Annotated in this window: 14 protein-coding genes and 6 tRNA genes; 16 read left to right on the forward strand and 4 right to left on the reverse strand. The window is 29.5% G+C overall.

Annotation, left to right across the window (positions count from 1 at the left end; all coding sequences use genetic code 4):
* Positions 1-50: 50 nt before the first annotated feature.
* Positions 51-1,292 carry a hypothetical protein gene (locus SALLE_RS00625; RefSeq protein ID WP_162807913.1) on the reverse strand — a complete coding sequence of 414 codons (1,242 nt, stop codon included), beginning with the start codon at positions 1,290-1,292 and terminating at the stop codon, positions 51-53.
* 689 nt (positions 1,293-1,981) lie between these two features.
* On the opposite strand from SALLE_RS00625, the gene SALLE_RS00630 reads away from it, so the two are divergent.
* The 5 genes from SALLE_RS00630 (at position 1,982) to SALLE_RS00650 (ending at position 8,874) form a co-directional block, all read left to right on the forward strand.
* Positions 1,982-4,534: a hypothetical protein gene (locus SALLE_RS00630; RefSeq protein WP_115557727.1), complete on the forward strand. Its 2,553-nt coding sequence runs from the start codon at positions 1,982-1,984 to the stop codon at positions 4,532-4,534.
* The gene (locus SALLE_RS00635; protein WP_115557728.1) at positions 4,524-6,821 is read left to right on the forward strand and encodes a hypothetical protein; all 2,298 of its coding nucleotides are present in this window, start codon (positions 4,524-4,526) and stop codon (positions 6,819-6,821) included. Before SALLE_RS00630 ends, SALLE_RS00635 begins: the two co-directional genes overlap by 11 nt.
* A gap of 12 nt (positions 6,822-6,833) precedes the next feature.
* A complete protein-coding gene (locus SALLE_RS00640; RefSeq protein WP_115557729.1) occupies positions 6,834-7,697 on the forward strand; it encodes a lipoprotein in 864 nt (287 codons plus the stop codon).
* A gap of 281 nt (positions 7,698-7,978) precedes the next feature.
* Positions 7,979-8,425 (forward strand): lipoprotein, encoded by a 447-nt coding sequence (locus SALLE_RS00645; protein ID WP_115557730.1) that lies wholly within the window; start codon positions 7,979-7,981, stop codon positions 8,423-8,425.
* The gene (locus SALLE_RS00650) at positions 8,404-8,874 is read left to right on the forward strand and encodes a hypothetical protein (protein WP_115557731.1); all 471 of its coding nucleotides are present in this window, start codon (positions 8,404-8,406) and stop codon (positions 8,872-8,874) included. Before SALLE_RS00645 ends, SALLE_RS00650 begins: the two co-directional genes overlap by 22 nt.
* A 48-nt stretch (positions 8,875-8,922) precedes the next feature.
* Here SALLE_RS00650 and SALLE_RS00655 read toward each other — a convergent pair whose 3' ends face one another.
* Entirely contained in the window at positions 8,923-9,621 is a 699-nt protein-coding gene (locus SALLE_RS00655; RefSeq protein WP_115557732.1) for a potassium channel family protein, read from the reverse strand.
* Positions 9,622-9,707: 86 nt separating this feature from the next.
* On the opposite strand from SALLE_RS00655, the gene SALLE_RS00660 reads away from it, so the two are divergent.
* The 11 genes from SALLE_RS00660 (at position 9,708) to SALLE_RS00710 (ending at position 15,346) form a co-directional block, all read left to right on the forward strand.
* Positions 9,708-11,438, forward strand: coding sequence for a TrkH family potassium uptake protein (locus tag SALLE_RS00660; protein ID WP_218936931.1), 1,731 nt, complete (start codon positions 9,708-9,710; stop codon positions 11,436-11,438).
* A 9-nt stretch (positions 11,439-11,447) separates the two neighbouring features.
* Positions 11,448-12,293, forward strand: coding sequence for a bifunctional 5,10-methylenetetrahydrofolate dehydrogenase/5,10-methenyltetrahydrofolate cyclohydrolase (locus SALLE_RS00665; RefSeq protein ID WP_115557733.1), 846 nt, complete (start codon positions 11,448-11,450; stop codon positions 12,291-12,293).
* A 75-nt stretch (positions 12,294-12,368) separates the two neighbouring features.
* A tRNA-Asn gene (locus tag SALLE_RS00670) sits at positions 12,369-12,444 on the forward strand.
* Between the two features lie 17 nt (positions 12,445-12,461).
* Positions 12,462-12,537, forward strand: a tRNA-Glu gene (locus SALLE_RS00675).
* A 15-nt stretch (positions 12,538-12,552) separates the two neighbouring features.
* Positions 12,553-12,628: transfer RNA gene (locus SALLE_RS00680), tRNA-Val, on the forward strand.
* 18 nt (positions 12,629-12,646) lie between these two features.
* Positions 12,647-12,722: transfer RNA gene (locus SALLE_RS00685), tRNA-Thr, on the forward strand.
* A gap of 82 nt (positions 12,723-12,804) precedes the next feature.
* Positions 12,805-13,869 (forward strand): alanine/ornithine racemase family PLP-dependent enzyme, encoded by a 1,065-nt coding sequence (locus SALLE_RS00690; RefSeq protein ID WP_115557734.1) that lies wholly within the window; start codon positions 12,805-12,807, stop codon positions 13,867-13,869.
* A gap of 68 nt (positions 13,870-13,937) precedes the next feature.
* A tRNA-Lys gene (locus SALLE_RS00695) sits at positions 13,938-14,013 on the forward strand.
* Positions 14,014-14,017: 4 nt separating this feature from the next.
* Positions 14,018-14,102 (forward strand) — tRNA-Leu (locus SALLE_RS00700).
* An 85-nt stretch (positions 14,103-14,187) separates the two neighbouring features.
* Positions 14,188-14,613, forward strand: coding sequence for a hypothetical protein (locus tag SALLE_RS00705; RefSeq protein WP_115557735.1), 426 nt, complete (start codon positions 14,188-14,190; stop codon positions 14,611-14,613).
* Between the two features lie 121 nt (positions 14,614-14,734).
* Positions 14,735-15,346 carry a hypothetical protein gene (locus tag SALLE_RS00710; protein ID WP_115557736.1) on the forward strand — a complete coding sequence of 204 codons (612 nt, stop codon included), beginning with the start codon at positions 14,735-14,737 and terminating at the stop codon, positions 15,344-15,346.
* Between the two features lie 78 nt (positions 15,347-15,424).
* Here SALLE_RS00710 and SALLE_RS00715 read toward each other — a convergent pair whose 3' ends face one another.
* On the reverse strand, positions 15,425-16,336 hold the full coding sequence (locus SALLE_RS00715) for an IS3 family transposase (RefSeq protein WP_218936937.1): 912 nt from the start codon (positions 16,334-16,336) through the stop codon (positions 15,425-15,427).
* Positions 16,282-16,647 (reverse strand): helix-turn-helix domain-containing protein, encoded by a 366-nt coding sequence (locus tag SALLE_RS00720; protein WP_115557738.1) that lies wholly within the window; start codon positions 16,645-16,647, stop codon positions 16,282-16,284. Before SALLE_RS00720 ends, SALLE_RS00715 begins: the two co-directional genes overlap by 55 nt.
* Positions 16,648-16,759: the final 112 nt, after the last annotated feature.

Raw genomic sequence — 16,759 nt, forward strand, 5'->3', positions numbered from 1 at the left:
TTTAATACATAAATTTAATAATGCATGAAACGCTTCAGTTAGGTGTGACATTATCTCTTAAAAATTTTGAATCAATTTATTTCACTAAATAAGTAGTCGGTAGTGTTAGTTCCGTGAAGTTTTTTAAATAAAGAGTTATTTGCCAAAATTGATAGGTAAAGGAGCATACCAATTAAAATTAAAATATAAAATCCGAATAGCACATTTTCATAATTGGGATCTTCACTTAAGACTATCTTGCTTCCTTTATATGAAAAACTTATTTTTGAATATGGTAATGACTTTGTGATCGTTTCGTTATTTATTGTTGAGTTTATAGGTAAAATTTTATCTCGGTTATTTTTATTTCACATTATTTTTTTAAAAACTCTATTAGGAATTTGCAAAAAATTAAGATATTCATTTGCAGTTCTTATTTGATTATATTTTTCAACCTGATTTACAAAATCTTTGCTAAAACCAGAACTATTAATAATTTGAAAATAAGATGCAGGAACTAAAAGTTGATCAATAATTTTTGACTGATTTCAGCCTTTATTAAAATCGCTTTTATAATCTGGTATTTTAATTTGATCGGGTGAAATTAATAAAAATTCATTTCATAAATTTTTGTATTGAATATTAATTTTGTTCTCCCTTGTAAAAAATGAATCTAATAATTGAAAATTAGTGATATCAACAATACTTTTAGCGCTGGGATTTTTAAAATAATCAATAAGAGTATCATAGAAAAAATACTGGTAAAATAACGCGAATTCTTCTTTATGTTCCTTGGTGGGGTTATAGTCTTCAAAAATTACACCACTCTTAGTTATTCTGACGGATTTAAACAAATCTACCCCTAGCAATTCTTCTCTTAATTCATAGGAATCTCCAAAATCTTTTGACAGTTTTGAAAAATAAATTTTAGCAAAATCCTCATCTGTCATGCTTTGCAGTAGTTGTAATATAAAAGAATTGTCGTAATTAATTGCAAAAAACTTTTCTGCAATTAAATTTAAGTTTGAAGGTTTGGTTTTATTCAAGCTGTTAATAATCTCGTCTTCCTTATGAAAACAATAGAAGTGGGGGAAGTAATCATTAAATAATATTTGAGTTTTTTTTGTTTCGCAAAAATTATTTAAAAATTTATTTTCCTTTTCTAAATCAACAAATTGATTGTTAGGATTTCAGCTGACTCTATAAAAATATTTTCTATATAGGGCATCTTCTCTCATATTATAAATTGAAGATATTTTTTTGTTATCAGTTTTGAATTTTAAATTAGTATTTGAACTTATTTTTACATTCATTTCAGTTTCAAATATTTTATGATCTTTTATATTTAATGCAAAAGATGAAATCTTCATAAATATAATTAGGAAAATAAATAGAATGCTCTTGCAAATGTTTGACCGTATTGTGAAAATTGTATTAATAACTAACGAAAATAAAATTGTGGAGATGGATAGAATTAATAAATTTACAAGAAAATTAACAAATAAAATAAGGTAAAAATCTCAAACAATAATGGCCACCAAAAAATGAATAAATAAAATTGCAAAAATAGCTGCTATCAAGATAGCAATTTCTTTTACCAGTCAAATCATGTAAAAAACAATTCGATTGTTATTTGAGTAAAATTCCGATCTAACATTATATGAAAATGTTTCTCTACTATAAAAATGTTTTGAAATCATAAATATTACTGGTAGTAGCACGACGATATTTATTACAGAAATAAATATCTTGCTATGAAAATTAATCAACCCAAGCGTAAAAGAAATCTCGCTAGAGCTTAATTTGCTATTAAAATGGTTTACATTTAAGAATATCCCTACAGTGTTAAAAACCAAGGTTATTAACATAATAAATCCAAATAAAAACAACAGTAATTTATTCCGAATAATAACATTAAATTTCATTTTTCTTCCAATTTTCCTTGCTTTTTTAATATTACATTATTATAATTAAAAAGCAATAATAAAGGGAGAACAAATTTGTGGGTATAAAAAAAACATTTTTATCGTTAGCTTCGGCTTTTTTTCTAATTACCTCATCGATTCTTACAGTATCGTGTTCGGCTAACCAAAGCGGTACTGGTTTTGATGAAAAGGAGCAGAAATACAAATACTATGAATTAGATGGCATGAAGTTTGCATCAAAAGAGGATGCGATCAGTTATGCTTTAACCGAGGGCTCTGAGAAAGAAGATTTTAAGATCCAAAAAAATCAGGTTTATTTTGGTGAAAATCAATACGGAACTGTTGAGGAAGTTTATTCCAAGATAGAAAAAGATTACAATATTAAAACTAAGGTGATTAATAAAAATCCCAATGACTATATAATTGATGCAAACGGAGAAGTTGATTCTCTTATTACAAATTCCCAAGAGCGTGGCACCAAAATATATAGAAACGCAGATGGAACAATTAGCTCAGATTTAAATGAGCAAAATGCTTATCAAAACGCCTTGCAAAGCCACTATAATTTGATTAAAAAAAATTATTTAGCTGATGGTCAAAAGTTTGCAACAAAAGACGCAACTTTAAATTACTATAATTCTAAATATAAATCATCTAATGATTTTCAAATAGGTTCTTGCTACCAATTTTCGCAAAAGTGTTTAAGCGAGAATGAGTTAAAAAATGAGCTAGCAAATTCTGCTGAAGCCAATTATGAATATAATGGAGAAGTTATTAGCGGATTTGATCTATATAATCCAAATAAAATAAATCCAACATTAGAAGATAGTTCAGCAATTTCTAGAGTAGATAGCAGACCTGGGCTTTACTATGTGGAACAGATACCCGGTACAGAGGGAAGGGTTACGGGACAGTCTATGGTTGAGTATACATCTGATTTAAAAACACTAATAAGCAATTCTAAAAATTGGGATTTAGTAAGTAAAAGTAATACCGGGTTAGCAGACAAAGCTATGTCATGAGTTTTTGAAAAGCAATTATTATTGTCAATGCATGCCATCTCATCTATAATAGATATAGCTAAAATGGCTATGGGGATTATACCGGTGTACGAACCACCAGCAGGTTTTATGGAGACTCCTACTCACAAATTTGATCTAAAGGAAACTGTTATTAAATTTGTAAATCCTCATGATAAAATTGAGGGATACAATGACTATCTATTGCTTCAAGATATTATTGATAAGTATCAAATAAGTGGTCACTGACAAAGTCAGGTAAATCAATTAAATAGCTTAGATACAATGGAGTTTGATATAAAAGAAAAAATTGCACTTATGAAATTGAGGGATCTTATTAGAGAAACTGATATTACAAGAGAAGATAGCGAAACCTTTAATAGAGTTTATTGGAAAATGCTTTACAATTTCGATGTTTTGGATGAATGGTACGATTTAGTTTACGAAATACCCGAAAGTATGGCCCCTGATTTTATTGATTGTATAGTTAATCCTTCTGAAGAAAATCTTATAATTTTTAATGAAACTTTTAATAAAAATTCATTTAAAACCAAAGCTGAAAGATACTTTGAAGCTTGAAATCATACAATTGAAACAATTTTAAAAAATTTAACACAACTAATTCCATTAGTAAATAAACTATTTCCTGAATCTAGAATAGTTACTGGTTTTCTTGCTGGAGTCGGTAAAGCCGTGCCGGTAATTCAACTAGTTCTAATTTCTATTCAGGTGCTAAACATGATTCCTGTTCAAACAACATTTACCTATCAACTAATTATTCCAACTAATAGAGATAAAATTACTTACGAAGTTACAAAAGCTTTTTGAAAAAAACACACTTTTAAACCTGAAAATATATTTAATGTTTTTGAAATTAGAAAACCTCAAACAGTCGATAGATTCTTAATTTTCAACAGATATTATAATTCTTATGATTCTGCTGAAAAATATCTTAAAGAAACAATTTTAGAAGATTTAAGAAGAAAAGATGCAGATTTTTACACAACAAAATTTAATCAAAATAAAAAATACAGTTCAAAAGACGAACTAGTTGAAAATAATTTTAAAGAATATGAGAAAAATGAATTGAAACTTTATTCAGATAAATTCGGAAAAAATTTTAATAGTCAAGAAGAGGCCTTCAATAGCTATATAAATAATTTGAACAATAACAAATTTATCGAAGAATATTATTATCAAAATGGAAGTAAGTCAGAAGTTTACTATGCCGATAACGAAGAAGATGTTAAAAATTATATTAGAGATAACATCGAAATTGAAAGTAAATTTGTGGATTGAACTGATATGTTTTTTGAAAACAGCTATGACAGCATAATTGACATTAATGAAGCTAAATATTTAGCTTATAGTGTAAAAGTAAAGGGAGTAACTCATTACTTTGCTGACTTAAATGATCTTTATAATTTCGTTATGATTGAGGAGAATTATCAAAACAGATTTTATTATGAAATTGAAACATCATATACATACAAAGATATGGAATTTGCAAGTCAAGAAGAATTTTTAAATTATCTACTTGATGAAATTAAGGTTGTATATACAAATGATACATTTGATAGAAAAATGGAGAATAAAAATTATGCTATTTAAAAAATCACTTTTAGCTCTAATGAGTGTGACTCTGTCATCTAATACTTTTGTATTGGCATCAAGTTCTCAAGCAAACTATTTAGATTTGGATGATGAAACCTTTATTAAAGAAACCATGAATAGAATTGAAAATTATTCTCAGTTTTATAGCAATGATAGAGTTTATCAATATCAAAACGAAAATTATCGTAATGAAAATTCAATTTATGAAAAAATATTAGCAGAAAATCCTATTGAACAAATCCAAACCACAAGTAATCCAAATAAGATTATAAGTAATTACGAATACGGTCTTTTAAATCAAGATAAAATATATAGTACTAATATGGCTGATTATGTAAAAGTATACAAAAACGCTCTAGGAAAAGTTGTTTTACCAACATGCGGAGTTGGCCAAACTCCCGAAGGCTGTGTTGTTAGCTCTAAGTCAGCTCCAGACAGAGCCTTGGATAGTTATGTAAACCCAGGTCTTACTAAGAAAAAGTATAGTTACTTAATGGGAGATGAAGTTAATTGATTTGATACTTTAGAGGAAGCAGAGAGAGATTATTTAAATAAATCATTCTATGTAAAAGAAGGGTTATTTTACGAATATAATGGAAAATATTTCAACGCTTTTAACCAAAATGATTTTGAAAAATTAAAAAACACCCTACCGAATAAAGGACTTTATATTGATGGGGAAAATTTACCATCAAACTCACAAAATGAAATTAAAAAACCCCTATATGGAACTGTAACCGACTTTAAAAATCAATTTAAAGAAGAGGTGAGAACTGCTTTTTATAATAATATTGATGAAATATTTGGTGACTATAAACCAGAAATAAAGGTTACTGTTGATGCCGGTAAGGAAAAAAATTTACAACAATATTTTACAAGTGTAAATGGAACCGGTAAAATACAAATCGATAATCAATCTTCGTGAAAAAGTTTGACAATTAATATTGGAGATGATTTAAGGAAAAAAGGAATTGATATCGGCGGTTTTATAGAAAGTCTTAAAGACAGAAGTAAATATAAGGGTCCCTGAATCACATTTAATAAGAAAGTTTGTTTTTTAGGAACAGTTGACGATAACAAACACGACAATTATGATTATGAATTTGATTTTGGACAAGGTAGTAAAGTTTCTTTCACAGTTGCTACCCAAGATGACGGATGATGTGATCCCGGTTATAATCATGTAAATCTTGGGGCAATGAAAGTTGACTATAGTTATGAACGCAAGATTAAACCTAACTACAAAGTTAACGACCCTTTTTTAAAAACTATTACAGAAAATAATAAATACCTTGATTCAATTAAAACTATTGAAATAGATCAAATGATCAGAGAAATATCTTCAAAAAATAGAGTAAGCGATAAGATTCTACTGGAAAGTATCTTAAATAAAAAAAATCCATCAAATTGGGCCAGAGAAGTAAAGGATTATCTTTTTGAAGCCTTTTACGAAAAATGTAGTTCTTATGTTTATGGTTATGATAGCATTGATAGTCCAATTGAAAATGATTGACTTTATGGTAGTTATTCTCAATTTTCCGTTGTTGAAAGTCAAAAGCATTATAAAGAAAATGTTCTTTACTCTGAAATAAAACCAGATCCAAACATTGATGAAAGTCAAAAAATTAATTATTTGACTTCGGCTGGATTCTTTAACACTTCTTGAAAAAATTGAAGAGATAACTTCTTCTACTTAAGAAACGAAATAAATAACCCCGATTTAAATCTTCAAAAGATGTACTATTTATCAAACGATAATGAAGAAGACTTATCGAATTACACCGATTTAAAGGGGGATAATTTGGGTTCTACTATTCAAGAGGCTAGAAAAAAACAAGCAAGCCGCGAAGAAAAGCATATAAGAACACGTTTGTTTATTTATGATATTAATGGGGAACTTGTTATATCAGATGATGATGAAGAAAATGCATATTTGGATTTAAGAAAAAAAATTAATTTAGAATCGAGATTAATTTCATATCAAGAGTCTAAAAAAATAAGTAATTTAAATACAGGATGAAATGATATAATATCAGATGGTATATATAATGTATACAGATTCAAAACAAAAGATAACATCTACTTATATTTTTCGTCATTTTCAAATGCATTTAGCTATTATGAAAAACAATTTTCAATATCAAGTAGCATCTCATATAGAGATGAAATAAAATACCGCTATGTTTTTACAATGCATAACCACAAGTATACTTATGATTGAACCAATAAATCAGAAATTTATGATATTGCATTAGAAATAAATCAATTAAGAAAAATGAATTAAGGAGACAAAAAAATGAAAAAATTATTAATAACATTAGCCTCAATTGGCTTAATAGCAACCCCAGTTACAACTGTAGTGTCGTGTTTTGGAACAAACGATAAAAAAACAGATAGGGATTATTTGGATTTATGAGATGCAGATAGATACGCTAAGGAATTAAGTGACTTAAAGTATGAAATCTTAGATGATAATAATTATAGATTAATTTCAGAAAAATTTGGTCTGGATTTTATAATTCAAAAAAACGAAAAATCTGGAATGAAATATGAAGTTGCAAATAAGAGTATTAGAATTAAAGATTTAGATATAAACAATTACGATAAGACAAATGCAATTGATACTTATGTAGCTTTTGCTGCAACAGAAGATCAATTGCCAAATTACAAGCAGTATCGGGAAGACGAAAAGGGTAAGTCTCTTAACGATTCAAATCTTATTAGAGGTGAAGTTGAGGCACAGAACATAGAAATAAGCGATGTTACAGATCCTCTCTTTAAAAAAGTATTTTATTTTGATATTTGTGAAGATTCTGTTAATAATTTCTGGTTCGAAAGAATGACTTATGCCCACTGAATTTCAGAAATTAATTTGAAATATGATGAAGTTTTTTCAGCTGAACAACTAAGAGAATATTGATGAGTCAAACTTGTTGAAGAAGTTACTGAAAAAGCGGCTGTAAATTCAAAACAAAATCAAGATTTTAACGATCATTTTAAAAAATATGCCAAAATAACAATGGATAGCAATTATGATCCTAAAGAATTTGACGAACAATTTCTCGTTAATAAATTTGAATATGTTTTCAATGACTCAAAATTTGATTTTGACTTTAACGTTAATGTCTTAACAAATCAAGAAGTAATAATTAGACCTTAAAAATTACAGCAAAAAACAGACTTTAAATTTATAACTCGTCATTTTTCAAAACAAAAGATAATATCTACTTATATTTCTCATCTTTTTCAAATGCTTTTAGTTATTATGAAAAACAATTCTCAATATCAAGTAGCATTGCATATAGAGATGAAATAAAATACCGCTATGTTTTTACGATGAACAATCATAAATACATTTATGATTGAACCAATAGATCAGAAATTTATGATATTGCATTAGAAATAAATCAGTTAAGAAAAATGAATTAAGGAGACAAAAAAATGAAAAAATTATTAATAGCATTGGCCTCAATAGGCTTAATGGCAACACCGGTTACAACTGTAGTATCTTGCTTTGGTGATACCAAAAACCAAAGAGATTATTTAGACTTGTGAACTGCAGATAAATATGCTCAGGAATTAAGCGACTTAAAATATGAAGTTTTAGAAAATAATGATTACAGATTAACTTCAGAAAAATTTGGCTTGGATTTTGTTATCCAAGAAAACGAAGGGTCTGGAATGAAATATGAAATTACAAATAGGAGTATGAGAATTGATAAATTAGATATCAATAATTATGATAAAACGACCACCATTGATGGTTATGCTGCCTTTGCTGCAACCCAAGATCAGCTACCAGAAGAAGAAGAATTAGACAAAATAAATAGTGATTTTTCAATAAAATCAACTATAAAAGAAGCGTTTTGTTCAATCCAAATCAAATAATCAAGGGAGAGGTCATAGCACAAAATGTAGATGAGAATGAACAAATAGAAGAACTAAAAAATAAAACATTTTATTTTGATATATGCGAGTTTTCGGTTTTAGATTTCTGGCACTACAATTTCTTATATGCTTTTTATGGTTCTAGTGATAAATTTACACAAGAATCAAATGAGAAGATTCCCTTGTCTAAATTGGAGGAGGATTCTTGAAACATAATAGTTAAGCAGACATTAAAAAAAGCTGCAATAAATGAATCGCAAGAGAAAGAATTTAATGAGCATTTTGAAAAATATGCAAAAATAACAATGGATGAAAACTACGACCCTGATAATTTTATGGAAAAACAGCGTCTTGATAATAAATTTGAGTACGAATTTGAAAAAGCAAAATTTGATTTTGACTTTCAAATGTTTATTTTAACAAATCAAGAAGGAATAAACAGACCTTAAAAATCAATATATAAAAAACTGGCTTTAAGCCAGTTTTTTATATATTGATTAATTTTCAAATAAAGACTCATCGCCTTGAATTTTCAAGATTAAATCATTAATGGCGGTTATTTTAGCAAACAGCACAATTTGATCATCTTTTTTAAGAATTGTTTTTTCATCAGGCAAGATTACTTTTCCATTACGTTTAATTTGAATTATATTTCATTCCTTATTCGCAGTTAAACGTGATTCTTGAATACTTTTATCAATTACGCCAGGATCGCTAACTATCATTGTTGTTGAAATAAAATCATCATCAACAGATTGGACGTCAATATCAATATCAAACATGCTTCTAGTGGCAACCATTTTACCCGAAATAATATCAGGGATAATTACTTGGTTTTCATCCAATCCCAAAGCTAATAAGATTCTTTTATGACGTAAATCCTTGGCTTTAGCCATGATATTTTCAATTCCCAAATCTAATAAATTCAGAACGGTGATGATAGAAACCTCCATATTTGACCCAAATGCCACAATAATGCCGTCAAATTGCTTAATTCCAGCCTTTTCCATTGAAGTTTTATTGGTAGCATCAAGTACTATTCCAACAACCCCAGGCATTGCTGCAAGATGGCTGTTTAGTCGGTGTTCATCAAAATCAAAGACCACAACTGACTGTTTTTTGTCCTCCAAGGTTTTAGCAACCGCAATTCCGAAGTTATTTGCCCCAATTACTGCAAAACTTTTTTTTCTTGCCATAATTTACCGCCTTTCGCTATAAGTTATTATACAACTAAACCATTATATTGTATAATAATAGTTGACTTAAATAAAGAGGTGATTTTGTGTTTTATTTAATAAAAAAAAGTGAAGATAAAAATGATAAATTAATTGAATCAGAAAATTACCCTACCGATAATCTACCCAAGAAAAAGCTTAGTATCAAAGAAAAGCGCCATGAACGAATTCAAAAGCGTCGTAAGAGTTTTACCGGGGATGAAGATGACAATAAAAAGAACTTTTTTGCTAAACTAAAAAATTGATGGCCTCTAAGTAAGGTTTCGGGAAAGATCCTTTTAATTTACCTTTTAACTGTTTTAATTGGAGGAATTCTGCTAATAATTCCAGGAGTTGTGACAAATTCAGGATTTCACTGAGATTTTCTAACTGGTATTTTTACAGCCTCTTCAGCATTTTCAGACACTGGAATTACAATATCAAATGCTGCACAAGATTATTCATTTTGAGGCCAATTACTTATTTTAATTATGATTCAAATTGGAGGAATTGGAATTCTAACCTTTAAGATAGTTTTACTAATATCTTTGGGTAAAAAGATTTCAATAAACGATCAATCGGTTGCTCAAAGTGAACGTGGTAGTTCACAACTTTCAAATACAGTAGAAATGATTAAGGACGGATTTATCTTTCTAACTTTTGTAGAAATTATCGGGGTTGTTTTTCTATTTTTTGGATTTTATTTCACCCCTTTGGAGTTTAATGAATATTCTCAAATTTATGGTGATAATAATATACCAGATTTTCAAAATCCCTATCATAGTTTTGAAAAATCAATCTGGTTTGCATTATTTCACTCTGTAAGTGCAGTTAATAATGCTGGATTTGATATTATTTCAGGAAGCTCGTTACAACCTTATAACTTATCTGATAGTCATGGCTATCTAATTCAATCAGTAATTTTGGTTCAATGAGTAATTGGGGGATTAGGATATCCAACTTTCCATGATATTAAACAAAAAATTAAGGGGCGTCGCGAAGGGCGAGTAGTAAAATGGTCACTATTTACTAAATTAAACTTTACTGTTTATTTATCTTTATTCATCCTGGGTCCACTTCTAGTTTTTATTTCTGAACTTTCACAAGGACAAAGTAGTTATATTCTAAATTACTACCGAGTCACTATTGATGAGGACTTCTTTGGCGTAATTAGCTCATATGAGTACATTGGACCCAAACCTACAGGACAAGCCATTATGGATATCTTTTTTAATGTCACAAGTTCACGTAATGCCGGTTTTTCATCTGTTGATATTAACCAATTTAATGCTGGTTCTAAACTAATAATGTCGGTTTGAATGTTTATTGGTTCAGCTCCATCATCTACTGCTGGGGGAATTCGAACTACCACATTTGCAATTGTAACTCTAGCAATCATAGGAATTATCAGAAATAGAAAATCAGTATTTGCTTACCGTAAAAAAATTCCTGAAGAAACTGTCAGAAGGAGTTTTGCAGTTTTCATTGTTGGGGTAATGATAATTGTTACTTCAACCGCTATAATATATATAGATAGTAACAAGGTTCTATCAAATCAACATGATGGAGATAAAACTATCATTGAATTAATCACGTTAATTTGTTCTGCCTTTGGAACGGTGGGATTAAATCCATTTACTAGCGGGCAAATGATTAATTTAGGAGCGATTTCCAAGATTACATTAGTACTGATAATGTTTACAGGACAATTGGGGATTTCAAATACCTTATTGGCATTTATCAAACAAAATAAAAATAAAAGCTACGATTTCCTTGAAGAAGAGGTTGTTATTGGTTAGGAGAAAAATATGAAACTATTAGATGGTAAAAAATTAGCCCAAAAAAGGTCCGCTATTGTTAAGTCAAAATTGCTAGAAACTAAAAAAACTCGCCAACCCAAACTTGTAGTTATTTTGGTTGGTCAAGATGAAGCAAGCCAAGTTTATGTAAAGCATAAAAAAAACGCTTGCGAAAGGGTGGGAATAGATTTTGAATTGGTAAATTTTAAAAACTCAGTAAAACCAAAAGAGGTTTTAGATAAAATTGCCGCGTTAAATAAGGATACTAAAGTTGATGGAATTTTAATTCAACTGCCCTTACCAAGTGACTGAAATGAGGAAGAATTTCTTCAAGCAGTTGATTTTAGCAAAGATGTTGATGGTTTTCACTATATAAACCAAGGTAAACTTTATCAAGGCAACGAAACTTTTGTCCCATGCACTCCTTTGGGAATTATTAAATTATTAGAGGAGTACGAAATTGATTTAAAAGGTAAAAATATTACAATTGTTGGAACTTCTAATATTGTGGGAAAACCATTAATTGGTATGATGATCAATCGCGGCGCTACAGTCACTGCTTGTAATAAAAATACTTTAGACATAAAATTACATACTAAAAAGGCAGATATTTTGGTTTCAGCCACAGGCTCTAAGTTTTTAATCACTAAGAAAATGGTTAAAAAAGGCGCTGTGATCATCGATGTTGGGATTATTAGGGATTTAAAAAATAAACGCTTAGTTGGAGATGTTGATTTTGAAAACGTAAAGAAAAAGGTTGATTATATTACCCCGGTTCCTGGTGGAGTTGGACCCATGACTGTCCAAATTTTAATAGAAAATACAATTAAAGCATACAATAACAACAAAAAGTAGTTATTTTGTGAAAAAAAATTGATAAAAAACTTGTTTTTGCATATTTCATTTGATATTATAAATAAGGTTCTTTATGGCTTTTTAGCTCAGTTGGTAGAGCAACCGGCTGTTAACCGGTTTGTCACAGGTTCGAGTCCTGTAAAAGCCGCCATTATCAATTTTATTTATGGCCCGTTGGTGAAGCGGTAAACACACACGGTTTTCATCCGTGGATACACGAGTTCGAACCTCGTACGGGCTACCATTTATTATTTTTCGTGGAGTGCTAGCTCAGTTGGGAGAGCTCCTGCCTTACAAGCAGGCGGTCGGCGGTTCGAGCCCGTCGCACTCCACCATTTTTTTTACTTATTTTCGCTGATGTGGCTCAATTGGCAGAGCAACTGACTTGTAATCAGTAGGTTGTAGGTTCAAGTCCTATCATCAGCACCATTAAAAAGATTTAAAACACATTTACATTTCTGTAAATGTGTTTTTTTTGATAAAATACAAGCATAGAAATGAAGTGATCCTGATGTCTTATCCACAATTAGAAATAAACCTTAGTAAAATAAAAATCAATGTTGACATTATGAAGCAGAAATGTAAAGAAAAGGGACTGGAACTAGTTGTTGTTCAAAAGTTACTTTCAGGTAGCAAAGAAATGGCACAATTTTTAGTAGAAAACGGGATTAAAACTATTGCAGATTCTCGCATGAGTAATTTAATTAATTTTAAAGATTTAAAAGTTCAAAAAATGTTGTTAAGAATCCCAATGATTAGCGAAATAGATCAAGTAGCTCAGTTTTGCGATTTTGTTTTAATAAGTGAAATTTCAACAATTCAAAGACTAGAAAAAAGTTTACAAAGTTTGAATAAAAAAATTGGTTTAATTTTGATGATTGAAACCGGAGATATCCGCGAGGGTCTTTGGGATGAAGAAAAAATAATTTCTACATCAAGAGAAATTGGTAAAATGAAAAATGTATTTCTTCAAGGAATTGGGACTAATTTTGCTTGTTATGGTGCGACTTGCCCAACAATCGAAAAACTAGAAAAACTTGTGGCGTTGAAACAAAAAATTGAAAATGAGTGTCAAATTAAAATCCCAACAATTAGTGGGGGTAGTTCTACACACTTGACCATTTGAGAAGGTGATATTCCAAAAGAAATTAACCAAATTAGAGTTGGTTCGGCTGTTCTAATGGGAATAGGCTTAAATGATGAGAGAATTCCTTGATTGCAAGGAGAAACCTTTAAACTAAAAACAGAAGTGATTGAAGTTCAAGATAAGCCTAGTGCTTCGTGAGGTCCTAGAGCACTGGATGCCTTTGCGAGAGAAGTTAATTTTGAAGACATCGGAGTAAGAAAAAAAGCTATTATTGCATTGGGTCGCCAAGATTGTCCAAGTGATGAAATCATTCCTATCGATAGTGATATTAAGGTCTTGGGTTCAAGTAGTGATCATACAATTTTGGATGTCACTGATTCTAAAAATAAATACCAGGTTGGTGATATTATTGAGTTTATTCCAACATATTTGGGTAATCTTAGTCTAACTACAAGTAATTATGTAGAGAAAAAATTCATTAAAAAATAAAAATAAAATCTCTTGAATATTTTCTTTTAAAATGATAATATTTTATTGTTTGCTTTTAGCAACAATACGTCTCGTTAGCTCAGCCGGTAGAGCAACTGGCTTTTAACCAGTGGGTCGCAAGTTCGAATCTTGCACGGGACACCATCATCCGGAATTGGCGGAATTGGCAGACGCACCAGACTTAGGATCTGGCGTGGTAACACGTGGGGGTTCAAGTCCCTTATTCCGGACCAATTTGAAAAAAATCTCACCTTTTGGTGAGTTTTTATTTTTTTCATTGCTTTTTAAGTGTATAATTTTTTTAAAAGGAGAATTTTTATGAAAGCATCATATTACAGAAGTGCATGGGTATTAAACTTGATTTCCTTAATTTTGACACTTTGCTCAGTTGGATTTTTTGGATTATTTGGTATTTTTTACCTGATAACAATGTCGACTAATGGAGAAATAAGAGTTGCAGGAATAGTAATACTTTTAATGTTTACAATATTTTTGATTTTAGGTTGTTTAACTATGCCAATCATAGCAATGGTTATTATTTCTAAAGCTAAAAAGAACGGTTATAAAGATAGACATACAGCTTTGGGGATTTGTTTGCTTATTTTCGGAGGTCTTTTTGGATTAATTGCAGGGATACTAATATTAATCGCAGATAGTGATAGTAATCAAGCTAATAGTATTTATAACGATGCTCCCCCAATTGAAAGATCAATGAACCCATCAGAACCAGAATCGATTATTTAAAATAATTGAAAATATATATGAAAAACACTTGTAATACAAGTGTTTTTCATATATATTATATCGTTGTGAATTTTGTTGTTTTTTGTGATATAATATAAAGGAATTAAAGGGGAATATATTAATGAGTAGATGGTATTTAGGATTAACAATAGCTATAATGGCTCTAGCGGGTTTCTCTTTTTATTGAGTATGAGATTTAAATGCTTGATTTACAGACCCGAACAACTTTATCACGTACATACAAGATAATTTTATTCTGAACTTAGAAGACACTTCGGTATTGCCGGTATTTAGCGGTAAAGGGATGTTTTCATTTTACATATTATTTGCATTCGATGCAGTGATTTTAGCATTAAGTGTTTATTTAATTGGATATGCAATTTACTTAGGTTTAGATGGTTTTGGAAGAGTGTCTTCATTTATTTGAGCCCTAATTCCAGGAATTATCGCTTTAGCATTGGCGTCAACACAAATTGCCTTATTAGCAAAACTGTATCATGAATTTTCGACCGCACCATTAGAATTTGGAACATTTTTAGATTTCAAAAAGGAACAATGATACATGGTTGGTAAATTTGAAAACTTATTTATTTTTAATGGAGTAACAGAAACTTACGTTCCAAATCCACAAAATGAAATTGTTAAATTAATAACAAATACTTCATATGTTGGTTATGTAACAGCAGGAATTGGTGTTCTATCTCCATTGCTATACTTAGGAATTCGTAGATAAAAAAATAACTCTTTATAAACCGATTGGTTTTAAATTGAGTGAACTTATTCTGTCAAGTATAGAATAAGTTTTTTTATTCTATAAGGTACTCCATGCTTGTCATGGAGTTTTTTCGTGCTTAATCATGACTCTATTAAAGTTATAAAAATTAATGTAGTCTATGAAATTATTATACACCTCTGAGTAGGTTTTAAAATTTTTCCTAAACCACTCTGTTTTATAGCAAGCGAAAAAGGACTCAGCAACAGCGTTATCAACGGAATTACCGGGCCTGCTCAGCGAAATTTTTATATTATTTTTACTACAATATATTTCAACAGCGTCACTGGTATATTGAAATCCGTTATCAGAATGGATTATTATATTTTTATCAAAATCAAAATAACTCTCAGCCATTTTCAATGTTTTTAAATAGATTTTGTTGTCATTCCTTAAAGAAACATCATATCCAACAATAAACCCAGTGCTCACGTCTTTCAAAATACTAAGATAGGCAAATCTGTTATTTGAAAATGGCAAAAAAGAAACATCGGTTACAAAAAGTTCGCCCTTACTATATTTATTTCATTTTCGATTTACAATATTTTCGTGTTTTCTGTTTTTTAAAATTTTTACTTCTTTTGGTTTGCGTTTCTTTTTGATTCTTGTCTTGGATTTTATCCCTAATTCTTGCATATAACGATATACTTTTTTGCCTGAAACAGAAATATTATATTGGTTTTTTAAAACAATTCTTATCCTTGGATATCCATAAATTTCTTTGTATTGTTGAAAAATACTTTCAATTAAATCTAAAAGTTCTTGATCAATTTTGTAATTAAAGTTTGGTCGATTATTTTTAACTCAGCGATAATAGCTTGATTGAGTTGTTTTTAAAATTTTGCAGATAAAAGATACCGGTCATAATTTTCTCTGAGTGTCAATTGACTGATATTTTATTTGTTGTTTTTTTCTAAATCCTCCAGGTATTGATTGAACTTCTTTAGAAATTCGTTTTCCATTTCAAGTTCCTTATTTTTCTTTTTCAAACGATGTAATTCATAACTTAATTTATCTCGCTTAGACGGCGCTCCAATTCTACTAATACCTGCAGTTTGTCCTTTTCTAGATGATATTCTCTTTAAATACTCTTCCCCAAACTGCTCGTATCCCAAAGCTCATTTTCGAGCTGCCGAGTATGAGACATTGTATTTAGCTGCTAATTTTTTTCAACTTTGTTGATTTTGCAATCAATCATGCGCGATTTCTAACTTTTTATCAAAAGAAGTCATGTGACTTTTATTTCCTTTTAAATTGGCCATTTAAAAAACCTCCTATGCAAAGAGTTTACTAGAATAATTTTTTTATTCTACCTCTATACATAAGAGATTATATTCAGGTTTTAAATTGAGTTATTTTTTTTATCTTAAATTA

Source organism: Spiroplasma alleghenense (assembly GCF_003363775.1).
In the GTDB taxonomy this organism is placed as follows: Bacteria; Bacillota_I; Bacilli_A; order Mycoplasmatales; family Mycoplasmataceae; genus Spiroplasma_B; species Spiroplasma_B alleghenense.